The sequence below is a fragment of the Caballeronia sp. GAWG1-1 genome (assembly GCF_023631465.1).
Lineage (GTDB): Bacteria > Pseudomonadota > Gammaproteobacteria > Burkholderiales > Burkholderiaceae > Caballeronia.
In genome coordinates, this window is the sequence record NZ_JALQDB010000032.1 from 1 (window position 1) to 22,098 (window position 22,098).

A 22,098-nucleotide genomic window follows, 5' to 3' on the forward strand; every position below is an offset into this window, starting at 1 on the left:
GTATGCAGAAGCGAGACGATAGCCGTGGTCGGGAAGTACACGTGGTGAATGCGTTGTCCGGAATCGCAAAGCAACTGCTCCGTGCGCAACTGGACGAGTTCCAGATGGGGAGCGAGAGCCTGCCATTCCTGAGTCGGAAGTGCGGCCAGCAGATGGTTGCCATGCAGATCGGATTGAAGGGTCAACATTTTTTATTCGCTTTATAAGAGCGCTTTCGCGCCGTACTTTTATCTGGTCCGCTCGCAGGTTTCGTGAGCGCATCTGGTGGCGTACATCGAAACATGTGGGGCCAGCCCCGTGAGCCTTGCATCGCCGCTTCGTGCCGTCACCGGCTACAGTGATGTTCGTGCTTTGTCGTACATAAGCGAGAGACGTGCCAGGAAGTGTCCGATCTATGTCCGATAAGGCATAGACGGCGATGCACGGAAGATGCGCGGCCGGCGGCCAAGCGCGCGATGCATTTTTGATTCAATTCTGAACATTTGCTGAAGGGGCGCAAATGGCGGGGCACTACCGGCCGAAACGGCTTTTGTCTGTGGGATGCCTTGCCGGGCTTAGCTTTCCGGCGCGTTTCACCTTATCAAACGCAGATTGCGCGCTATGCAAACGTGCCTGGGAGCACGCGTCAGCGGGAACGGCCAAAAATGTTGCAAACCTGTTCATTCCGCGAAGGCGCGAGTCGCGGAGTACGAGCAAGAATGCGGCCAGTAGCCCGGTGAGGCGCGTTCGGCGCGACTTCGACCGTTTGCCTGGCGGGTTGTGAACGATGCCAGGCGGCCCGCAAGCGAAATTGCTGAAAGTGTTGCATCGCGCACAAGAGCGCCGCGGCTCTTCCGCGATATCGGCAAAAAGTGTTCAAGACTGAACCACTTTTGAGGAGAGCAAGGTTTTGTCGAAGCGCGAAGGTCCAATCGGCATCGCGCGTCCATGTTGCTCACTCCACCAGTTCGCCTTCGAGAACCGATGCCAGAATCATCGCGTGGGCGTTGCGTGGCGCGGTGCGCCGACTCGGCCGATACACCGCGTCGCCGATCAATACCGGCTGGCCGCTCATTGCGCAGACGCCGGTGGTGCGTGCATGCGAGACGCGCCACATCTGATCGCCATAACAGCAGTGCGTGGAATCGCGCCACGCGATGATCGCCGTCGTCGACGAAGGACGTTCGATCAGGCTGATCGACAACCCGCGCTTCTCCAGCAGATCGCTTTTGGTCAGACGCTCGGGCGGCTTCTTCAAAATGCCGCTCAAACTCGCGTCTTCTGTCTTCACGCCCAGCATGAAAATGGTCCGTGCCCACGGGTCCATGATCTTCGCGCTTGCCTGCATGGTCTGACTCCTCAAAAATGGATGAACCTGCTCGATTGAGAATTTGCAAATGGCGTATGAAACGTCAGCCCAGAGCGCGCGTCTTCACGCGCCCGCTGATGACGTGGCGCTGACCGTTCGCTTGAATGCCGAGGTGTGACGAGGCTGAAAACGAATACCGCACGAAAGCGCGATATCGATGATGTGCTGCGATAAGAAGAGCAGTTCTCGCGCCTGTTCGATGCACCGCACCGAATGACGTGCGCGCTTCGCGATGCGGTGACGCGCATCGCCGCTGCCTGAAGTTTCCTGGAAGAGAATCATGGCGAATCCGTTCGTTTCCTTGAGGCTTGCCGGCTCGGTCGGAAGACCGGAACCCATGCATCAAAGTTAATCAAACGGACCCGCTGCGACTAGCCGTACCTTGGGTTGCCGGCGTCGCTGAAAGGTTTGGACAACCTATATCAAGGTTTAGTGTGGTTGATGCTCAGGTGCGCTGCACGCGCGACGGCGTGGTCGCGGACGCGGATGGCTTCACGCCGAGCGCTTCGGCCTTGAGCACGAAGTCGGCGAGCGAGCGCGACTCCATCTTCTTCATCGCCGCACCGCGATGAATCTTCACCGTGATCTCGCTCAGGTTCATCTCGGCGGCGATCTGCTTGTTCATCAGACCACTCGCGACGAATGCCATCACCTCGCGTTCACGCGGCGTAAGGCGAGCGTAGCAGCGGCGCAAGTCCGCCACGGAGCGGTCTTCGTTGCGCCGCACTTCGTCTTTCGCGAGCGCGTTCGCCACGGCGTCGAGCATGTCCTGGTCGCGGAACGGCTTGGCGAGAAAGTCGATGGCGCCGCCTTTCATCGCCTTCACCGACATGGCGATATCGCCGTGCGCCGTGATGAAGATGATCGGCACGGAAAGGTCGCCCGCCGCAATCTGCTCCTGCACGGCAAGCCCGCTTTGCCCTTTGAGGCGCACGTCGAGAATGAGGCAGCTTGGAACGTCCGGCATGTCGAAGGCCATGAACTCCTGCGCGGACCCGAACGCCTGCACCTGCAGGCCGACCGAGCGCAGCAGCATGGTGAGCGCGGTGCGCATGGAGTCGTCGTCGTCGACCACGTAGGCGATCGACTGGCTCGCGCCTTCCTCAGTTTCGTGGCTCACTGCATGTCTCCTCTTCGAGCGGCAAGACGAACTGCATCGACGCGCCCTGACCTTCCTGCGATTCGGCCCAGATGCGGCCGCCGTGTGCCTCGACGATGGATCGGCAGATCGACAGCCCCATGCCCATGCCATCTTTCTTGGTGGTGAAGAACGGGTTGAAGAGCGAGCCCGCATCTTTCTCGCTGATGCCAATGCCCGAATCTTCGACCGAAAGCTGCGCGTGACGCTCGTCCGCGAGCCGGGTGGCGACGCGCATGACGCGCTTGCGTCCGCTCACGCCGGACATGGCCTGCACGCCGTTCATCAGCAGATTGATGACGACTTGCTGAAGCTGCACGCGGTCGCCGCAAACCACTGGCGCGGGCTCGGCAAACGCAGCGGAAAGCTCCACGCGCTGACTTTGCAATTCGCGCCGCACGAGTTCGACCGATTCTCTCACGATCATATTCAGATCGACCAGCGCGGGTTGCGGATCGCGCTTTTGCGCCATGGAACGAATCTGGCGAATGATGTCCGTCGCGCGCTTGGCGTCGCTCGTCATCTGACTGATCGACTGCACCGCCTCGTGCACATTCGGCGGCTGACGGTTGAGCCAGCGCAACGCGGCGTCGCCCGCGGTTACGATGGCGGCGAGCGGCTGCGTGACTTCGTGCGCAATCGACGCGGCCATCTCACCGAGCGTCGTCACGCGCGTGACATGCGCGAGTTCCGAGCGCGAGCGGTCGAGCGCCTGTTCCGCGCGCTTGCGTTCCTCGATGTCGGTGTTCACGCCATACCAGCGCACGAGATTGCCTTCGGAATCGCGCAGCGGCGCGGCACCGATGTGCATCCAGCGAAACACGCCGTCGCCGCGCCGGATGCGCGCCGTCACTTCGAAGCCGCTGCTGGTGGCGAGCGCCTCGCGCCACGCGGCCTGCAACGCGGCGAAGTCTTCCGCATGCACGATCTCCTGCCAGATGTCGTGGCCGTCGTCCGCGAGCTTCACGCCGTACTCGTTCCAGCGGCGGTTGAGATAAATGAGGCGGCCATCGTTCGATGAACTCCACACCATGCCGGGAATGGCGTCGATGGTCGCGCGCAGTTCGTTCTTCTGGCGCAATAGCTCGCCTTCCATGCGCTTGGCGTCGGTGATGTCGTTGTTCGTCGCGAGAATGGCGAGCGGCTTGCCCCATTTGTCGCGCGAAAGCGTCCAGCGGCTCGACACGACCACCGTCTCGCCGCTCTTCTTCACGCGCTTGAGTTCGCCTTGCCAGTTCCCACGCGTAAGCGTTTCGCGGCGAATGTCGTCGACGGGCATGGCCGCATCCGTCTGCGTGAGTCCGTGAATGGGCTGGCCGATAGCCTGCTCGGAAGTCCATCCGTACAGCCGTTCCGCGCCCTGATTCCAGAACGTGATGCGGTCGTCCATGTCGTACACGACCACCGCGTCGTGCGTGAGATTGAGCAGTTCGACCTGCTTGCGCAAGGTGGCGGTGCTCGTCTGATTGCGCAGCGCGAGAAACGACACGGTCAGAATGGCGATGAGACTCACACCGCAACGCGCGATGGAACTGCCAGGGTCCTGCGCGTTGTGCGAGAGCATGAAGCCGAGCACCGTCGCCGCGACGCAGGCCCACGCGACTGCAATCGTGACAGGCCGCGATGCGACCGAAGCCACGAGCAGCACCACTACGACATAAAGCACGGCAATGGCGATATCGAGCGGCGTGAATGCGTCGATGAGAAACACCGCGAGGCCGACTACCGTGGCCATCGCCTTGAGGGTGGTGGGATTGCCGAGGAAAGACTGCTCGGCTGCCTGATCGAGCTTCATCGCGGCCTCATTGCGGAAAGCGGCCGCTCATTCATGCTCGATGGCCCGAGTAACGGACTGCCCAGATTCACATTGCGCGGATCTTTCATAGGACGAGAGAGCCTGAGCCCGGAAAGCGGGCCACTTCAAGGATGAGCGCCAGCGCCGCTGGCCCGGATGTCGTCGAGACAGTGCATTACCTGTGCACCGTCGACAGGCTTGCCGAGCACGCACAGCGCGCCGACGTCCAGCGCCTGTTTGCGCATGGCGTCCGAAGCGAACGCGGAGATGAAGATGATAGGTGGCGCGACGCCGCGATCGACGAGTCTGCGGTACATCTCCACGCCCGAGATGCCTGGCATCTGGACATCCGAAATGATACACGCGACATCCGCGATCGAACCCGAATTCAGGAACGCTTCGCCGGAGTCGTAGAGCCGAACCTCCCAGCCAAGCGAGCGAACCAAGCTTGAGGTCGCGATGCGGACGGATTCGTCATCGTCGATGATCGAAACGACTGGGTTATTGAACACGCAACAAAGTCCTCGAGCCTAGTGTGCGGTGGCGGCGATAAACCAGGCGGCGGGCCGTCGACCGTGATGCCATGTTAAGTAAAAGCATCGGACGTGAGAATCATATTTATGTATGAGACGAAGCCGGTCTAATACCTTCGTATGAGCCGTCTAACCTTGCGTCTCATACCGCTTCATACGCACGGCCTAACCATTCGGCGCAGGCAACGACGCCGTGCCGACTACTCATGCAAACGTTTAGGCGCGTCATCTCTAACGGCCGCATGAGCGAACGCACGTAGGGATAGGCTCACCGCGCATCCGGACATAAAGTTACTCCAAGGTCGCAGCAACGAAAGCTCCACCGCTCAAGCAGACGACCTCATCGTATGCGAAGCCAGTGAATCGGTTTCCTAAGTAATGCCATCTGTCCATTACGTCATTCGGCTCCACACGGAAACGCCGAGCCTTTAAAGGAGTATCACAATGAACAAGTTTCTCGTCAGTCTCGCTTTCGCAGTCAGCGCCGTTGCCGCTCCCGCCATGTCGTATGCGCAGTCGAATCAGCCGGTGACGCGCGCCGAAGTGCGCGCCGATCTCGTGCGCCTGGAGAAGGCCGGGTACAAGCCCGCAGTGAACGACGACGCAACCTACCCCGCAGACATTCAGGCAGCCGAAGCCAAGGTCGCGGCGAGCTACGCGGCCACGCACGGCACGAGCGATGTAGGCGGCGTGGCATTGACCGGTGCGTCCGCCAGCGGCTCGAAGGTGTCCGCCGCTTCCAGAAACTGCGTCGGCCCCGCGGACTACTGCGTGCCGTATTTCGGCAGCTAAAGCCAAGCGGTCTGGCGCCGGTCACTGCGGCATGCCGGACCGCACACGCGTACTGAATGCCACTCGGAGTTCCACATGAAAAACCTGTTGCTCTCTGCCGCGATGTTCGCGGTATCCGCCGCTTTTCTCACCTCGGCGCCCGTCATGGCGCAAGGCGAAAAGCCCGTGAAGAACATCGTGCTCGTGCACGGCGCCTGGGTCGACGGTTCCGGCTGGCAGCCGGTCTACGACATTCTCAAGAAGGACGGCTACCATGTCAGCATCGTGCAGGAGCCGCTGACTTCGCTCGATGACGACGTCGCCGCCACCAAGCGCGTGCTCGACTTGCAGCACGGACCGACGATCCTCGTCGGACACAGTTATGGCGGTTCGGTGATCACCGAGGCAGGCGAGCATCCGGATGTGGTCGGACTCGTGTACGTGGCCGCGCATGCGCCCAATGTCGGCGAGGACGAAAGCACGCTCGGCAAGGGCAAGCCGAGCTTCACCTCGAAGCAGGCCGGCGCGATCGAGAAGACGAGCGACGGTTATACGTTCCTGAATCCTTCCGCGTTCCCCAAGGACTTTGCCGCCGATCTTTCTTCAAAGGAAGCGACCTTCGAAGCGCATTCGCAAATGCTGACCGCAGCGAAAGTCTTCTCGGAGCCGCTCACGTCCGCTGCGTGGACCACGAAGCCGAGTTGGGGCATCGTCGCGGGCGCGGACAAGATCATCAATCCGGATCTGGAGCGCTGGTACTACGAGCGAGCGCATAGCCACATGACCGTGATTCCGGGCGTGAGCCACTCGGTGTACGAATCGCAGCCGGTTAAGGTGGCCGCAGTGATCGAGGACGCCGCGAAGCACGCGCAATAACCTGCAATAACGCGACCTTGGATAGACGAGACATCGACACTTCAAAGGTGCCGATGTCTTTTGCATGGCGCTCGAGCCGCGACTGTGCAGGATTCAGGCGCGGTTTTTCTTCTGCTGTTAAATTAGGGGCCAGCCAAACCACCGATCGAGAGAATCCGATGGCTGAACAACCCGCATCCCCAATACGCCCGCTCATTCTTATCGCTATCGTCGTGGCCGTCGTGGTCGCCGCGTTCGCGTACACCGCCGGCTGGCTGTCGCCTACGCGACTCACGCCTGCGAAGATCGTCAACAGCCTCGCGCCACCGGGCGGACCCGCGCTCGGCTTCAGACGCAACCATGCGAAGGGCGTCTGCTTCACGGGCGACTTCGAGTCGAATGGCGGCGCGGCTTCGCTATCCAAGGCGCAGCTTTTCGCGCCTGGCAATTACCCCGTGACCGGCCGATTCAACCTTGCGACGCCCGACCCGAAGACCGCCGATTCATCGGCGCGCGTGCGCGGACTGAGCTTGCGAATCGTCATGCCGGACCACAGCGAGTGGCGCTCCGCGATGATCGACGCGCCCTTCTTCCCCGTCGCCACGCCGGAAGCGTTCTATGAACTGCAGCGCGCATCCGCCCGCAAGGACGATCCCGACGCGATGAAGCAGTTCGCCGCCGCGCATCCGGAGATCGGCGCATTCGGCAAATGGGCGTCGAGCGCGCCGTTCACCGGCTCCTTCGCGGACGATCAGTACAACAGCCTCAATAGCTTCGTCTTCACGGACGCCTCCGGGCAAGACCGCGTCGTGCGCTGGTCGTTCGTGCCGGTGGCCAAGCCCGAGACCTTGACGGGCGATCAGCTGAAGCAGAAAGGCGCGAACTTTCTCGATGCCGACATCACGCAGCGCGTGCAGAGCGGGCCGCAACGCTGGACCATGGTCGTGACGGTGGCCAATCCCGGCGACCCCACGGCGGACCCGAGCAAGGCGTGGCCGGACGATCGCCAGAAGGTCGAAGCGGGCACGCTGGTCGTCACCGCGATCGAGGCCGAGCCGGATGGCCCGTGCCGCGATCTGAATTTCGATCCGGTGGTGCTTCCGCCCGGCATGCACGTTTCCGACGATCCGTTCCCTGCCGCGCGTTCGGCTGCCTATTCGGTGTCGTTCAACCGGAGAACCGCCGAGGACAAGGACTATCCGCATCAACCGGCGCAAGGAGCGAATCAATGAGCACGATCCACACACGCTTCTCGCCCCTACAACGCGCGCTGCACTGGCTCATGGCGATTTGCATTCTGGCAATGCTGTTCATCGGCGTCGGCATGGTGTCCACCGTGCGGCCCGACTATCTCACGCTGGTGTCGATCCACAAGCCGCTCGGCGTGACGATTCTCATGCTCGCACTGATCCGGCTGGTCGTGCGGCTCGTGCGCGGCGCGCCGCCGTTGCCCGCCAATATGCCGGAGCCGATGAAGCTCGCCGCCCACCTCTCGCATCTCGCGTTTTATGCGCTGATGATCGGCTTGCCGCTCATCGGCTATGGCATGTTGTCGGCGGCGGATTATCCGGTCGTGGTGTTCGGCGTGCGATTGCCCTCCATTCTTCCGCATAGCAACTCGCTGCATTCGCTGCTTTGGGACGCGCACAAGTACCTGGCGCTTTGCTTCTTCGCGCTGATCGTCGTGCATCTCGCGGCGGCGCTGTTTCATGCGCTCGTCCGGCGCGACGGCGTGTTTCAGGCAATGGCGCCGTGGAGCGATCGCTGACGCGTACACAGGCGGCGCTTCTGTATGATGGCGGGCCACCATCATTCGAGGATTCATCGCCATGAGCGCAGCATCGCAATTCGATCAGGTTTCCGTCATCAAGCGCGCGAACGTTTATTTCGATGGCAAGTGCGTCTCGCATACGGTGCTTTTCGCCGACGGCTCGAAGAAGACGCTTGGCGTGATTCTGCCCGGCACGCTCGACTTCGGCACCGATGCGCCGGAACTGATGGAAGTGCAGGCGGGCCAATGCCGTATCCGTCTTCAAGGTAGCGATGATTGGAAGACCTACGGCGCCGGCGAGTCTTTCTCGGTGCCGGGGAAGAGCCGCTTCGATATAGAAGTGGTCGAGACGCTGGATTATGTTTGCAGTTATCTTTGACCTGGTTTAGAGGCTAGGGGCGAAGCGGCTGATCCGGCGTGATTGGCCGTTTTTCTCGGCGCCTGCGGTCAGACAGCACCGATCATCGACCAGACGCTGAAGATGAGAATCGTGAGAGAGACTGCCGACGCTATCCAGCCGGCCATCGCGCTCGTTCCGCCGCGCAGCTTCAGTTGCTCTGCGCGCTCGCCCGGCAGCAACACCTCAGCCTTGATCCGTTCGACTGCTTTCTCGACATGCGCGCGATAAATCAAGTTGCCTGAAAAAGCCCACGCGAACATCAATGCGTAACTCGACACCTCGCCAAGTGAATCGCTGATCAAGCCGAGCAGCAGGTTCAGAAACGTGCCGCCAACGAAGACCGCGACCGCCTGCCAGTACATCTTGCGATACGCAAACCATACGGGACCGCCAAAGAACGCCGCGACATTCCACGTCGGCTTAATGTTTCCATTTTTGTCCTTGGCTGACCACTTGCCCGCGTAATACTCCACGTTCTTTCCGACAAAAGCGGCCATATCCTTATCCAAGCCAGCCGCTGCCGCAGTCGTAACCGTTCCCTTGATGCCTTCGTTGTTATCGAATTCCATGTCTTGCTTTAGTTGCTGTTGCATCTGTCCGCATGGAAGCGGACTCGAATTACCGAATGCGAACGACGTTTAGAACGCGTTTAATTCGGGCAGCAGACAATACACGCGCGACCCGCACTTGAAAAGTCAGGACGCGCGAGCCTTACAAAAATTTGCGCTTGCTTGTCGCCGTGTTCAGGCGAGCTTCGAAGCCAGACCGCTCACTGAAACACCACTGGCACCGGCCTCGTCAGCAAGTCCACGTACAGCTTGAAGAATCGATCATTATCGAACTTCGTGACATACGTGATCTTTTGCGGCGATGCCCCCGCAGCAGGCGTGTCCGGATACACCCGCACATGACCCTGATCCTCGCCGGGCGTCGTGTCGATATCCAGGTATGCGCTCTGCGTCTGCGTCGCGTAAGTTGGATCGCTGAAGTAAGCGATGGTCAGCGTGTCGTAGAGATCCGTGCTCGATGCGAACGCACCCGCATTCACGGTTGCATACGCCTTCGTCACGGCCGTCTGCCCGGTCGGCGGGTTGACGATCTGGTTGTAGATGCTCTCGGTCAACGGCACGGTGTTGGTCACATCGAGCGGAATGACAGTTTGCGGAATCGACGTCTGCAAGAGCATGCGCACCGCGAGCGGATCGAACCACCAGTTGAGCTCGCCGACTGCATTGGCGTTGCCCGGCACGTTCATCGCGCCGCCCATGTAGACGATCTGCTTGATGAGCGGCACGATCTCCGGCGCCTTCTGCACCGCCGTCGCGAGATTGGTCGGCGGCCCGACTTCGAGAATCGTCACTTCATGCGGATAACGTTTGATCGTGTCGATGAGAAAGTCGGCGGCGGCTTGCGTCTGTAGCTTGGTCGAGGTTGCGAAGCCGTCCGGCGGCGCGGTGAGCTGGGCTTGCGAAGTCGGCTCGGGACGCGACCACGCGCCGAAGTATCCGTTCGGATTCGCGGCCTGCTGCGCGCGGATGCTCGTCACATCGTATTGCAGCGGATAATCCGCGCCGCCATACACGCCGACCTTGTTCTGCACGCCCATGCGTTCGACGGCCTTCAACGCATCGGCTTCTTCTTGCAGCAACCAGTCGTTCCCCGTCACCACGCACAGGCCGAGCAGATTCACCTTGCCCTGTCCCATCAACTGCGTGGTCATGGCGAAGAGCTGGCCGTCGTCGCCCATGGTGTTGAAGTCGGAGTCGATCACGATCTTCGGCGCGTTCGTGTATGCGTTGTGGTCGTCGGATGAGCCGCCGCAAGCGGCAAGCACCGCGACGACGCAAAGGGAAAGGGTCAAGCCTGCTGCAGTGCAACGTCGCATGATGCTGTCTCCGGATCGTTATATTCGAGTGATCACGTCATCGCGGACGGTGATTCATTCTACGACCGTTTGAGCAGATACGACTACGCTTCGATCGGCGAGCCGTCCTTGCGCACGAACCGGCCATCGGCGTTGGCACTCATCATGTCGATGTCGGAACACGTGGTGAGATCGGGCCACGCGCGCGAGCCGACTTCGAGATACACGGCCATTTCCCGCGACCGGTTGATCATGTGATGCCCGTTGCCCGTGCCCTTGGCGAACGCGGCGCAATCGCCCGCACGCAACATGGTTTCGCCTTCGTCTTCGATCAGCACGAGTTCGCCCTGCAGCACATATACGAACTCGTCCTCGTGCGAATGCCAGTGACGCTGACTCGACCAGCTTCCCGGCGGCAAGTGCATCAGATTCACGCCGAAGTCCGTCAAGCCGCCAGCATCGCCAAGACGCCGACGGATGCGCGCGGCGCATGGTTGATCGTAAGGCGGTGGATAGCCGGAGCCTTGGTGCTCGGGCACATTGGCAAGATCGATTTTCGGCATGATGCGGCTCGTTCTGGAAAGTCGCGGAAAAAGCGCTTGTGCAAGGGTGTAGAAAGAATACGCTACGATGCACGTTTTCTTCGCAAGCCCGCCGTATCTTCGTGACCGCTTCTGAATTCAAAGCCCTGGCGCGCGCATTCCTCGTTCGCCTTGCCGTCAAGCTTCGCCCGCATGCGCATGTGCGCACGCTGCTGCTATTGCCCGCGCTTTTCGTGCTCTATGTGCTGGTGCTGATTCCCTTCACGCCCGGCATTCGCGACCTGCGCCGCGCGAAGGTGGATCAACCCGCGCAAATCTATTCCGCCGATGGCAAGCTGCTCGCCGAATTCAAGCCAACGCATCGCGAATGGGTGAGCCTCAAGGACGTCTCGCCGCAAGTGATCGACGCGCTCATCGCAACTGAAGACAGGCGATTTCATGAGCATCATGGTATTGACTGGCGACGCACGGCATCGGCCGCGCTGCATACGTTCAAAGGCCAGAAACAAGGCGGTTCCACGCTTACGCAGCAGCTCGCGCGCAATCTTTATCCCGATGACATCGGCCGCTCGCAGACGCTCACGCGCAAAGTGAAGGAGGCCATCACCGCGTTCAAGATCGAAGCGGTCTATTCGAAGGAAGAGATTCTCGAAACGTATCTGAACACGGTGCCGTTCTTGTATAACGCGTATGGCATCGAGATGGCCGCACGCACTTACTTCGATAAATCCGCGAGCGAACTCGACGTGCTCGAAAGCGCGACGCTTATCGGCATGCTGAAGGGCAACAGCTACTACAACCCTGTGATCAACCCTGAACGCGCGCTCGACAGACGCAATATCGTGCTCGGTCAGATGGTGCGCTTCGGCCATCTCGCGCCTGCGAAGCTCGAAGCGTTGCAGAAGAAGCCGTTGCGCATCGACTTCGAACGTCAGACCGAGGAGCCGGGACGCGCGCCGCATTTCGCGCAACAGTTACGCAAGTGGCTTATTGCGTGGGCCGACGACAACGACTTCAATATCTATTCCGATGGTCTCGTCGTGCGCACGACGCTCGACTCGCGTTTGCAGACGATGGCCACGCAATCGCTTACGTGGCAAGGCAATCAGTTGCAGTCCATCGCCAATGCGGCTTGGGGCGGGCGCGGTGGCTGCGCGAATGCGAACGCGGACCTTGCACATGCGTTCATCCGCGAGACGAGCGAGTATCGCGTGGCGCGCGATGGCGGCGCGAACGACGCCGACGTCATCAAGAGCCTTAGCGCGAATCGCACGTTCATGCAGGCGTTATGCGAGAACAAGACGCGCGTGCAGGCCGGCTTTTTAGCGCTAGATCCGCGCAACGGGCAGATCAAGGCGTGGGTCGGCAGCCGCGACTTCACGCAAGACCCGTTCGATCATGTGCAACAGGCGCGCCGTCAGCCGGGCTCGACATTCAAGCCGTTCGTGTACGGCGCGGCTTTCGCGCGCGGCTCGAAGCCCACGGATACCATCATCGATCAGGCGGTGGAGATTCCCATCAAGGGCGAGGAAACCTGGCGTCCCACCGACGATTCGCCGCCAAGCGGCCGGCCAGTAAGTCTGCGCGACGGCATCGCGTATTCGAAGAACCGCATCACCGCGCAACTGATGCAGCAAGTGGGTCCGGCGCGCGTGGCGCGACTCGCGCGCGACATGGGCGTGCGCGAAAGTCATCTCGACGTGGTGCCTTCGCTTGCGCTCGGCACGAGTCCGGTGACGCTCAAGGAGATGGTGGCGGCTTACGGCACCATCGCCAACGACGGCAACTACATGGAGCCGCTGCTCGTGACGCGCATCGAGAACAAGGATGGCGAGGTGCTCGCGCAATTCGAAAGCAAGCCGGAACGCGCGCTGTCGGTCGATGCCACGCGCAAGCTCGTCGACGTCATGCGCGATGTCATCAATCGCGGCACGGGCACGCTGATCCGCACGCGCTTCGGCATTCGCGGCGACGTCGCGGGAAAGACCGGCACGACGCAAGACAACGCGGACGGCTGGTTCATCCTGATGCAACCGCAACTCGTGGCGGGCGCTTGGGTCGGCTTCAACGACAGCCGCGTGACCTTGCGTAGCGATTACTGGGGACAAGGCGCACACAGCGCATTGCCGATGATCGGCGACTTCACGCAACGGGCGATGCGTTCGCATCTGATCGATGCCCGTGCACGCTTCGATACGCAGGAAGTGCCGGGCATGTGGGACATCATGGCGACGCGTGTGAAGACGTGGTTTGCCGAGACGTTTTCGAAAGCGCCGAAACCCGCGCAGACGCCTCAGCACGCACCGCGCGCGCGTCGTTCACCCGCCACGCGTACCGCGCCCGCTGCTGAAGTCACGGAGGAAAAAGCGCAGCCGCCCGTCTTCGACACATTGCCGCCGATACTTCCCGCGCCTGCGGAACCGGCCTCGCCGACACGTCAGGAATAAGGTTAGCAAACGTTTTCTAAAGTTTCCTTGTACCGCTCCGTTAACTCGGATGTCTCCTGACATGACCGCGTGAATCATGGCGTCCGCCTCTCCGGCGGCAATTCTTGCCATATCGCACAGACGCGCTCGGGTCTTATCCTCAAGGAAATCTTGCAATGATGAAAACGTTGGTCGCGCTTGCGGCGGGTATCGCCGCGCTTTCCGCCCCTCTCGCGCACGCACGCGAAATCTATGGACAAGTCGGCACCGAAGGCGTGGGTATCGGCTATTCGGAACCGCTTGGCACTCGTGATAACGTGCGGGCCGAATTCAACGGCATCGCCTTCTCGCACAACTTCAATGCGGGCGGGCTGCATTACGACGGCACCGCGCACATCTATCACGGCGGTCTTTATCTCGACTTCTTTCCCGCACCGAACACGGTGGCCTTCCGCCTGACCGCTGGCGCGCTGATAGGCGGCGACAACGTGGACGCCGTCGCGACGAGCCCGACCGACACCTACACGTATCACGGCACGACCTACAACGTGGCCGGCGAGCAGATCCACGCGAAGGCGCGATTCCCGACGGTGCGCCCGTATGTCGGCATCGGTTTCGGTCACACGCCGGTGGCGCAGAAAGGCTTCTCCGCGTTCTTCGATGCAGGCGTGGCTTTTGGCCGTCCGCATGTCGATTACGACGTGCCCGCCGAAGTCGTCGCGATCACTGGTCAGGCTTTCGTCGATCAGGAAAAGCAGGACTTGCAGGACAAGGCCGACAAGTTGCGCTTTTATCCGATCGTCAAGGTCGGCGTGACGTATCGCTTCTAAGCGGCTTTCGCTTCAGATCCACAAGTCGTTCGGCACCGTGCGCTCGTTTCGCGAGTCGCCGGTGTTGACGACGCCGCGCGGCTCGATCAGCATGATCTTCACTTCGCGCGCGGCATGGGGTTTGTGCTCGACGCCCTTCGGCACGATTCCCATCTCCCCTGCTCTCAGCACCATCTCGCCATCGCGAAAGTCGATGCGCAATTCGCCTTCCAGCACGATGAACGTCTCGTCGGTATCGGCGTGCGCGTGCCACAGGAACTCGCCTTCCAGACGCGCGACCTTGAACTGATAGTCGTTCATTTCAGCGATAACGCGTTGCTGCCAGAAGCCGTCGATCAAACGCGCTTTTTTTAATGGATCGATGGCGGCGCGCTGGCCACGTGTCGCTTCGGCTGTCCCTGCGTGTGTTTGCATGATGCGGCTCCCTGACGATGAATTCGTTCAAGGCTACCGCTGTCACACCTAAAGGGTCTTGAACGATCGTGCAAGCTCTAACGCGTACTAACACAGGCCCGCCAACGCGCGGGCGGCATGCCGAAGGTGCGTGTGAATTGCCGCGTCATATGGCTTTGATCGGCGAAACCGGCGCTCGCGGCGACATCCGCCAACGATGCGCCCGTGAGCACGAGACGGCGCGCGACATCGAGACGGCGCATCGTCAGATAGCGGTAAGGGCTCGTGCCGAAAAAGAGCCTGAAGTCGCGCGACAAGCTGTAGCGGTCGCGTCCCGTCGCGCGTTCGAGTTCCTCCATCGTGACGATACGATCGCAATGGGCGTGCAGAAAGTCCTTCGCCAGCACGGCGCTTGCGTAGTCGCCCGTGTCGCGCGAGGTGGTCACGCCCGCTGCTTGCGCCAGCGCGAATGCGAGTTCGGCGAGCGCATCGTTTTGTGCGAGCGGTTCGCGCAGCGTCTGTGCGAGCAGCGCTTCGGTGGCGGCGCTGACGCGCGCATCCATCGTCGTTCCACCGGCGATGAACGGCAACGCGCGACCGCCGAGCGCGGCCTGGATCATCGCGGGTTCGACATAGAGCATGCGATACCGAAAGCCATCGCCGGTGCCGGCGTGGCCGTCATGTGCTTCGTCGGGATGAAGCACCATCGTCTGGCCGGGCAAGCTGTGACGCAATTCGCGCCGGTAATTGAAGCTCTGCACGCCCGTCATGGTGCGGCCGATGGCATAGGTGTCGTGCCGATGCCAGCCGTATGCCTTGCCGCCGAAAAAGGCTTCGATCCAGTTCGATGCCCGCCGATGATTCGGCATGGCGGACCCAGTCGGAATTCTGTGGAGCGGTGCGTCGGTTCATGGTTGCGGTATCGCAGAGACGATACGCAATGATATGCCCGAACGTGAAAAACGCCGCGCGAGACTGTTCGCGCGGCGCGTCGGCGCGACTAGCCGCCCAGTGCCGGATCGCTCAGGCTGTCCTTGCCCGTTTCGACGTGGCCCGCAAAACGGCGCAGAAAGGCGCTGTCCGTGTCCACCTTGACTTCGATGTCGTACCAGCCGTGCGCGCTGCGCAAATCGAGATACAGCTGCGCGGTGTCGCCGCCTCGCACACGCTTGGTGATGGTCTTCGCGGCATCGTAGGCATTCACGATACTGAAGGTGCACGCGCCCGAGCCCTTGTTTTCCAGCCTCAATTGCAGATTGCCGTTAGCGACGTCGTAGCCTTCCGCGACTTCCGGCGCGGCGTCATCGTGCGACCACCAGCCGCCATGTTGCGCCTTCGCCTTGCCCGCGACACGGCGCAAGAAACCGTTCGGCCCATGCACGACGAAGTCGAAGCTGCCATCCGCGTTTGCATCGATACGATCCGACAGGCGCTTGTGCGCTTCGACCGTGTAAGTGTGCGGAACAGCAGTACTGGCATTGCGATACAGCAAAAAGACCGCGCCTGCATCGCCCGTGTTGATGAAGTCGAACGACACCGCGCCCTTCGATGCATCCGGCTTCGAGCGCACGAACAATTCGTAAGGCAATGCACGCGACGGACGCACGCCGGGCTCTTGCACGGGCAATTGCTGATCGACGGGCGGCAGCGGCACGTAATCCGGATGACGCGCCTTGTCGGGCGGAACGTAAGAGGTCGTGGCAGGCAGCGTCGGCAGCTTGCTGTTGGGATTGCGGAAGTCGAACGCGGAGGTCAGATCGCCGCAAATCGCGCGACGCCACGGCGAGATATTCGGCTCGGCCAGTCCATGCGCGCGGCCGAAGCGCTTCTGAATGAAGCGGATCACCGACGTGTGATCGAACGTCTCCGAACACACCCAGCCGCCTCTGGACCACGGCGAGACGACGAGCATCGGCACGCGTGCGCCGAGGCCATACGGGCCGCTCGCATACTTCGCGCTGCCGGGGAAAATCTCGAGACTCGTATCGACAGTGGAAAGACCGTTCGCGTTCGATGAAGGCGGGAACGGCGGGACGATATGGTCGAAGAAACCATCGTTCTCATCGTAGTTGATGAGCAGCGCCGTCTTGCTCCACACCTCCGGATTCGCCGTCAGCACTTGCAGCACTTGATCGATGTACCACGCACCATAGTTTGCGGGCCAGTTCGGATGCTCGGAGAAGGCTTCGGGCGCGACGATCCACGAGACTTGCGGCAGCGAGCCGCTCTGCACGTCGTTTTTCAGAATGGAGAAATAGTCGTCGCCCGCGGCGGCATTCGTGCCGCGCCGCGCCTTTTCATAGAGCGGATTGCCGGGCTGCGCGTTCTGATATTGCGTGAAGTAGAGAAGCGAGTTGTCGCCGTAGTTGCCGATATAGGCGTCGTCGGTCCAGCCCCACGAACCTTTCGAATCCAGTCCCGTGCCCTGATCCTGATAGACCTTCCACGAGATGCCCGCACGTTCCAACACTTCGGGAAACGTGGACCAGCCGTAGCCCGCTTCTGCGTTATCGACCACCGGGCCGCCGCCCGTGCCGTCGTTGCCCACATAACCGGTCCACATGTAATAGCGATTCGGATCGGTGGATGTATTCGTCGAGCAGTGATACGCGTCGCAGATCGTGAAGGCGTCGGCGAGTTGATAGTGGAACGGAATGTCGTCGCGACGCAGATGCGCCATCGTCGTCGTGCCCTTGTACGGCACCCACTGATCGTAAAGACCGTTATGGAACGCGCCCTGTCCGCTTACCCAGTCATGCGGCAAGTCCTGCAGAAACTGCAAGCCGAGATTCGATGCGCCCGGATGAAACGGCAGCACTTCGCCCGCACCCGCCGCGATAGGCTGGTGATAAACCGGCTTGCCGTTCGGCAGCGTGACGGCGGCTTTATCGCCGAATCCGCGCACGCCGCGCAAGGTTCCGAAGTAATGATCGAACGAGCGGTTCTCCTGCATCAACACGACGATATGCTCGATATCCTCGATCGAACCATGTCGCTGATTCGCTGGAATGGCAAGCGCCTGGCGAATGCCGAGCGGCATTACGTTGAGCGCTGCCGCTGCGCCTGCGGCCTCCATCGCCGTGCGCAGAAATTCACGTCGGTTCTTCGTCATTTGAGTAGTGGGGAAGTAGAAGGGATGCTAGTCGACCGTATGGATCACCGGGGTTGCGAGCGCTTCCGATGAAGCCCGCGCAATACCTCTTTGCTCGGCTTGCACCGGAGCACCGGACGTGGCTTGTTTCGCCCAGTCCTCGAGATCGCTCGTTGCGTTTGTCGTGGGCGCTTCGCTGCTGGCTGCTGAGACGGATGCCGGCGGCTTGATGTCGGTCGAGTTCGAATCGCCGCAGCCACTCAGGCCAACGATTGCGCAGGCGCAAATAGCGAAGCGCGCCACGCTGAAGTAGCGACGTGATGAAGTCGACATGATCTGGCTCCCGCAAAGCGCGTGAAGGTCTCACAGCGCCGGGAAGCTTATCGGTCGCTTATGTAAGCAATATGACGATTCTTTCCCGCATCATTCAATTCTCAAATGTAACGAGGTCGATACATCTCGGCCAATTGGTAAATTGATTAGTTTTCCGATTTATTAATTACCGGATTCAACGTGTTCCCACTGATGATATGACCAAGCAAAAATGGCTGGTCGGTGACGGAATAATGCGTAAAAAATGTGACATCGGTTTACATCGAGTTCCGGAGGCAGTACTCTTTCGACCGCTGCAGGAGTTTCGGCAAGCCTTGCCGAAGCAGCGGGAAAATCGGTAAATCTTCAACAGCAACATTGCTGTTTGCAGTGCGGTACACGGGCGGGCTGCCATGACTGGCGGACTTCGCGCGTATCTCCTCGACCGTCTTGCACGACCTTCGACGAGCCTTTGAAGACATGCGCTTCACAGGCTGTCATCCGTCGGGCAGCGGCAGGCATGAGCCGCATCAGCACATACGTATTGCCGCCGCGGTTGCCCGCCAACGTTTATCCGTCTGGCGCAGGTCAGCCCCTTTTCAACTGCAGAAACGAATCGTTCGTTCTGCTAACGACCGTTCGCATCCCGTAGTAATGGGACATGTGGTTGGCGGTCGTCGAGGCATCCATCCTGCCGCATGCAGCATCGGCAAGCGCCTTTTCGCGCATGGACGCCCATACTTTCATTAGTACGCCGAAATCTTATGAAGAAACTTACATCGCTTCCGGTTTTTCCTTACTTCGCCACGCCTAAGGCCACGGTTATCGCTGCAGCCGTCGCGACGAGCCTGTTGCTCGCGGCATGCGGCGGCAGCAGCGACAGCGCGGTGGATGCCGCCACGGGCAAGAGCGCGTCCGAGCTCAAAGCCACGTCGAAAGCCGCGAACAATGGCTCTATTTTTTACGGCATGAATGGCCACAACAACGGCGGCGGCGCCTACGACGCATCCAGCCCCCAGCAACAGTTGTCGCAATTGCAGGATTTGGGCGCGAAGATTTATCGCAACGAGGTGTACAACCAGGCATCCGCGACGAAGCTCGCCGGCATTGCAAAGACGATGGCCGACGGCGGCGTGACGGTGTATCCCGTGATGATGATGGGTATCGACTTCAACAGCGAAGACGACGCCTACAACGCCGCGTTCACGCTCGGCCAGCAAACGGCCAACGCGTATCACTACCCGTACTACGAGATCTCCAACGAACTCGAAGCCAATACGCTGAATGGCAACGTCGACGGCGTTTTCTGGCAGCAGTACAACAACCACCAGTATCAGGTTGCACGCGGTGTCATTCGCGGCCTGATTGCGGGCGTGCGCTCGGTGGATAGCGGCGGACAGATCGTGCTTGGCGGAACGTGGCTGCACTACTCGTTCTACCAGATGCTTGCGGACGGCTCGCAGCCTGACGGCACATGGGGCCATCCAACGGTTAGCTGGGACATCACCGCATGGCACTGGTATTCGAATGAAGGCGACATCACGAACGCATGCGGCGGCACGGGCTGTCACGATGTACTCGCCGTGCTTCACAACATGGGCAAACCGATCTGGATCAACGAGTTTGGCGTGCGTCCGAACTATGGCTCGGATCAGCAGATCGCGTCGTATCTGACGGGCAACGACATGATGGCGCAGTTCGTAAGCGTGGCGTCGAAGTACAACATCCAGTCGATCCAGGCGTACGAGCTATACGACGACAGCGAAGGCAACTACGGCATGCTGCAAGCGGACGGCAAGACGCAGAAGGACGCGTACTGGGCCTACCGGAGCTTCGTGCAGAGCAACCCGAGGTGATGCAGAGAGCGGGCGGACCGCGCCGGCTTCAGAAGTCGGCCGGTCTGCCCGCGCCGAAACCCTTGTTCGCCCACGGCGGTGCACGGCCCACGCTGCCGTTGATACCGGCGGCGCGTGCAAGGATCGCCTTGGTGCCGGGCGTAACCGGCATGGTGTGCAGCAGGGGGATGTTGACCCAGCGCACCTCGTCGACGCCCTGCCCCGGATTCGTGAACAGCCGAGCATCCGCTGGAATGGCGACGCGAAAAACGTGGTGCAGATGCTGCGCGGATACGTGCTGCCACATAAAGGCCGCCGCGCTCGCCTCGGCGCCGGTTCCCTCGTGCAGTTCGCGGATCGCCGCGGCCATCACCAACTCGTTATGCCTTACTTCACCGCCCGGCAGATACCACGGGCCACCGCGTTGCCTGACGAGCAACACCGCGTCATGGCGAACCACCAGCACAGTTGCGCGAACCCTCATTGTCCCCGTCTCCCAGTCGTGATTTGCATGCTTGCTTTGGCCGCGCTCGTCTGAGAATGATTCCAGATTCGGCGGGCATCGTTTCTTTTAACGCAGAACGTGCATGCGATGCAATCCGTGACGCCGCTATGGCCGTCATATTGACCGAAAGTAACTTGATATGAGGCGTATTTGCCGGGTCTTGCCGCTTGTTATGCAAACACGGCGGACGGAACGTTGCACAACAGTTTGAAGCACACGCCACTTGCGCCATAATGCGCGCACCCTCACGAGCCGCCACCGCAGAGACCATGATGTTCAAGCCGATCCTGCTCGTCGAGGACAACCCGAATGATCTCGAACTCACGCTGCTTGCGCTTGCAAAGACCCATCTCGCCAACGACATCGTGGTGGCGCGTGACGGCCAGGAAGGCCTCGACTATCTTCTTGGCGATGGCGAGTGGCGCGAACGCGTGCCGGGCAATCCCGCCGTCATCCTGCTCGATCTGAAGCTGCCGAAAATCGACGGACTCGAATTGCTGCAGCTGATCCGCGCGAACGCGTCGCTGAAAACCATTCCCGTCGTCATGCTGACTTCGTCGCGCGAAGAACGCGATCTCATCCGCAGCTATGAACTCGGCGTGAACGCCTACGTCGTGAAGCCGGTCGAGCTTGCCGAGTTCTTCCGCGCGATCAGCGATCTGGGGATGTTCTGGGCCGTGCTCAACGAGACGCCGCCCGGTTCTCCCCGCCGCGAACCATAAGGCTCAACCTCCGCCGTTCGACGCGCCGCTGTCTTTCACCGTCGATCCGAACCGATCTGGAATCTCTTTTTCGAAGGTTTTGAGGTAGCGCGCACGGGCGGCGCTCGCCTCGACACCGAGCATCGGTTCATATGGTGCCGACGCGCTTCCCTGCGCCTGCATGGCAAACCACGCGCTGGCGGCATCGCCTATTCTCGCTTCTTGCTCTTCCGAAAAGACAGCGCCCGCGTTCGTTACCAGCGCAGCGCCCATCAAGCTGAATATAAGCCGTTTCATTTTTGAATATCCGCGTTAAACAGAAAATTCGGACGCACGTGCCAAATCAACGCGCGCCGATATATGTTTTATCGGCTGATTCAAGCCAAAAGACAGGATTTACAACAAGACAAGTCTTTGAAAACGGCTAATCGGTAAAAACGAAGTAAGCGTTAACCATGCGGTCCAAAAATTTCCACAAAAAACCTAATGTCCTCAAGTTGACGGCCGTAATCAAAAATATGAAGTCAGGTTGCGGTTCCGCCAGCAGCATGCCGAACTCGATAACCGTTACTTCTAGTCGTCCGACATAGCGGGCGAGAGTAATACCAGAGCCTTAGAGAGGCCTGGGCATTAGACGAAGCGTCTGCGCACACACAAACTTCGGATCCGTCAACTGAGAGAGGCGGCTACCGATGCAGACGAAGAATCCCGTGCACCGGGCAGAAGACAGCAAAACGTAGAACCCGAGGATCATCATGACGCACTTCTTCAAGCGCTATCTCAAGGATACGCGCGGCATTACCGCCATTGAATACGGCCTGATCGCCGGCGTACTTGCGCTTGGCATCATGACCGCTGTCGGCGGCCTTGCCGGTCAACTCGAGACCACTTTCAACAGCATCACGGCCAAGCTAGCGACCGTCCATTAAGTCCGGACGTCGTACTCCCGCCATTTCCGTCGGGAAGCGCCTTGCCGTCGATGAACCGC

General features: G+C 60.5%; 24 protein-coding genes and 1 pseudogene. 10 read left to right on the forward strand and 15 right to left on the reverse strand.

All coding sequences use genetic code 11. The features are described 5' to 3' along the window. The 6 genes and pseudogenes from NCT03_RS21235 to NCT03_RS21260 form a co-directional block, all read right to left on the reverse strand. Nucleotides 1-188, reverse strand: a pseudogene (locus NCT03_RS21235) (Crp/Fnr family transcriptional regulator); the annotation flags it as partial. 746 nt (nt 189-934) lie between these two features. Next, nucleotides 935-1,327 carry a DUF3331 domain-containing protein gene (locus NCT03_RS21240; RefSeq protein ID WP_250493806.1) on the reverse strand — a complete coding sequence of 131 codons (393 nt, stop codon included), beginning with the start codon at nt 1,325-1,327 and terminating at the stop codon, nt 935-937. Nucleotides 1,328-1,411: 84 nt separating this feature from the next. Beyond that, on the reverse strand, nt 1,412-1,630 hold the full coding sequence (locus NCT03_RS21245) for a hypothetical protein (RefSeq protein ID WP_250493807.1): 219 nt from the start codon (nt 1,628-1,630) through the stop codon (nt 1,412-1,414). A gap of 163 nt (nt 1,631-1,793) precedes the next feature. Then, nucleotides 1,794-2,468: a response regulator transcription factor gene (locus NCT03_RS21250; RefSeq protein ID WP_350030167.1), complete on the reverse strand. Its 675-nt coding sequence runs from the start codon at nt 2,466-2,468 to the stop codon at nt 1,794-1,796. Continuing rightward, the gene (locus NCT03_RS21255) at nt 2,452-4,281 is read right to left on the reverse strand and encodes a PAS domain-containing sensor histidine kinase (RefSeq protein ID WP_250493808.1); all 1,830 of its coding nucleotides are present in this window, start codon (nt 4,279-4,281) and stop codon (nt 2,452-2,454) included. Before NCT03_RS21255 ends, NCT03_RS21250 begins: the two co-directional genes overlap by 17 nt. A gap of 125 nt (nt 4,282-4,406) precedes the next feature. Then, nucleotides 4,407-4,793: a response regulator transcription factor gene (locus NCT03_RS21260; RefSeq protein WP_244831896.1), complete on the reverse strand. Its 387-nt coding sequence runs from the start codon at nt 4,791-4,793 to the stop codon at nt 4,407-4,409. Between the two features lie 465 nt (nt 4,794-5,258). Between NCT03_RS21260 and NCT03_RS21265 the strand changes: the two genes are divergently transcribed. The 5 genes from NCT03_RS21265 (at nt 5,259) to ppnP (ending at nt 8,590) form a co-directional block, all read left to right on the forward strand. Beyond that, complete coding sequence (locus tag NCT03_RS21265) at nt 5,259-5,606, forward strand: DUF4148 domain-containing protein (RefSeq protein WP_244831897.1); 348 nt, start codon at nt 5,259-5,261, stop codon at nt 5,604-5,606. 75 nt (nt 5,607-5,681) lie between these two features. Beyond that, complete coding sequence (locus NCT03_RS21270) at nt 5,682-6,461, forward strand: alpha/beta hydrolase (protein ID WP_250493809.1); 780 nt, start codon at nt 5,682-5,684, stop codon at nt 6,459-6,461. Between the two features lie 158 nt (nt 6,462-6,619). Continuing rightward, nucleotides 6,620-7,672 (forward strand): catalase family peroxidase, encoded by a 1,053-nt coding sequence (locus tag NCT03_RS21275; RefSeq protein WP_250493810.1) that lies wholly within the window; start codon nt 6,620-6,622, stop codon nt 7,670-7,672. Beyond that, a complete protein-coding gene (locus tag NCT03_RS21280; RefSeq protein WP_250493811.1) occupies nt 7,669-8,208 on the forward strand; it encodes a cytochrome b in 540 nt (179 codons plus the stop codon). Before NCT03_RS21275 ends, NCT03_RS21280 begins: the two co-directional genes overlap by 4 nt. 61 nt (nt 8,209-8,269) lie before the next feature. Then, nucleotides 8,270-8,590 (forward strand): pyrimidine/purine nucleoside phosphorylase, encoded by a 321-nt coding sequence (ppnP, locus tag NCT03_RS21285; RefSeq protein WP_250493812.1) that lies wholly within the window; start codon nt 8,270-8,272, stop codon nt 8,588-8,590. Nucleotides 8,591-8,658: 68 nt separating this feature from the next. Here ppnP and NCT03_RS21290 read toward each other — a convergent pair whose 3' ends face one another. From NCT03_RS21290 to NCT03_RS21300, 3 genes are all read right to left on the reverse strand, one after another. Continuing rightward, nucleotides 8,659-9,204, reverse strand: coding sequence for a DUF2628 domain-containing protein (locus NCT03_RS21290; protein WP_250493813.1), 546 nt, complete (start codon nt 9,202-9,204; stop codon nt 8,659-8,661). Between the two features lie 176 nt (nt 9,205-9,380). Continuing rightward, nucleotides 9,381-10,496, reverse strand: coding sequence for a nucleoside hydrolase (locus tag NCT03_RS21295; protein ID WP_250493814.1), 1,116 nt, complete (start codon nt 10,494-10,496; stop codon nt 9,381-9,383). 83 nt (nt 10,497-10,579) lie between these two features. Further along, nucleotides 10,580-11,038 (reverse strand): cupin domain-containing protein, encoded by a 459-nt coding sequence (locus tag NCT03_RS21300; RefSeq protein WP_244831903.1) that lies wholly within the window; start codon nt 11,036-11,038, stop codon nt 10,580-10,582. A 101-nt stretch (nt 11,039-11,139) separates the two neighbouring features. Here NCT03_RS21300 and NCT03_RS21305 point away from each other — a divergent pair, with 101 nt between their 5' ends. Together NCT03_RS21305 and NCT03_RS21310 are read left to right on the forward strand one after the other, a co-directional pair. Then, nucleotides 11,140-13,464, forward strand: a complete 2,325-nt coding sequence (locus NCT03_RS21305) for a penicillin-binding protein 1A (RefSeq protein WP_250493815.1) — start codon at nt 11,140-11,142, stop codon at nt 13,462-13,464. A 155-nt stretch (nt 13,465-13,619) separates the two neighbouring features. Then, nucleotides 13,620-14,273 (forward strand): hypothetical protein, encoded by a 654-nt coding sequence (locus tag NCT03_RS21310; RefSeq protein WP_244831905.1) that lies wholly within the window; start codon nt 13,620-13,622, stop codon nt 14,271-14,273. Between the two features lie 12 nt (nt 14,274-14,285). Here the strand turns inward: NCT03_RS21310 and NCT03_RS21315 are convergent, their stop codons facing one another. The 4 genes from NCT03_RS21315 to NCT03_RS21330 all read right to left on the reverse strand — a co-directional run bounded on the left by NCT03_RS21315 (nt 14,286) and on the right by NCT03_RS21330 (nt 18,090). Further along, complete coding sequence (locus NCT03_RS21315) at nt 14,286-14,687, reverse strand: cupin domain-containing protein (RefSeq protein ID WP_250493816.1); 402 nt, start codon at nt 14,685-14,687, stop codon at nt 14,286-14,288. 77 nt (nt 14,688-14,764) lie between these two features. Beyond that, entirely contained in the window at nt 14,765-15,535 is a 771-nt protein-coding gene (locus NCT03_RS21320; RefSeq protein ID WP_350030168.1) for an AraC family transcriptional regulator, read from the reverse strand. A gap of 131 nt (nt 15,536-15,666) precedes the next feature. Then, entirely contained in the window at nt 15,667-17,778 is a 2,112-nt protein-coding gene (locus NCT03_RS21325; RefSeq protein WP_250493817.1) for a phosphocholine-specific phospholipase C, read from the reverse strand. 27 nt (nt 17,779-17,805) lie between these two features. Continuing rightward, entirely contained in the window at nt 17,806-18,090 is a 285-nt protein-coding gene (locus tag NCT03_RS21330; protein ID WP_250493818.1) for a hypothetical protein, read from the reverse strand. A gap of 743 nt (nt 18,091-18,833) precedes the next feature. Between NCT03_RS21330 and NCT03_RS21335 the strand changes: the two genes are divergently transcribed. Then, nucleotides 18,834-19,925, forward strand: a complete 1,092-nt coding sequence (locus NCT03_RS21335) for a lipopolysaccharide biosynthesis protein (protein WP_244831910.1) — start codon at nt 18,834-18,836, stop codon at nt 19,923-19,925. 28 nt (nt 19,926-19,953) lie between these two features. On the opposite strand, the gene NCT03_RS21340 is transcribed toward NCT03_RS21335, so the two are convergent. Beyond that, nucleotides 19,954-20,388, reverse strand: a complete 435-nt coding sequence (locus NCT03_RS21340) for an NUDIX domain-containing protein (RefSeq protein ID WP_250493819.1) — start codon at nt 20,386-20,388, stop codon at nt 19,954-19,956. A gap of 293 nt (nt 20,389-20,681) precedes the next feature. On the opposite strand from NCT03_RS21340, the gene NCT03_RS21345 reads away from it, so the two are divergent. Beyond that, nucleotides 20,682-21,131: a response regulator gene (locus tag NCT03_RS21345; RefSeq protein ID WP_250494053.1), complete on the forward strand. Its 450-nt coding sequence runs from the start codon at nt 20,682-20,684 to the stop codon at nt 21,129-21,131. A gap of 3 nt (nt 21,132-21,134) precedes the next feature. Here NCT03_RS21345 and NCT03_RS21350 read toward each other — a convergent pair whose 3' ends face one another. After that, nucleotides 21,135-21,383: a DUF3613 domain-containing protein gene (locus NCT03_RS21350; protein WP_250493820.1), complete on the reverse strand. Its 249-nt coding sequence runs from the start codon at nt 21,381-21,383 to the stop codon at nt 21,135-21,137. A gap of 482 nt (nt 21,384-21,865) precedes the next feature. Between NCT03_RS21350 and NCT03_RS21355 the strand changes: the two genes are divergently transcribed. After that, the gene (locus NCT03_RS21355) at nt 21,866-22,039 is read left to right on the forward strand and encodes a Flp family type IVb pilin (RefSeq protein WP_244831914.1); all 174 of its coding nucleotides are present in this window, start codon (nt 21,866-21,868) and stop codon (nt 22,037-22,039) included. The last annotated feature ends 59 nt before the right edge of the window (nt 22,040-22,098 follow it).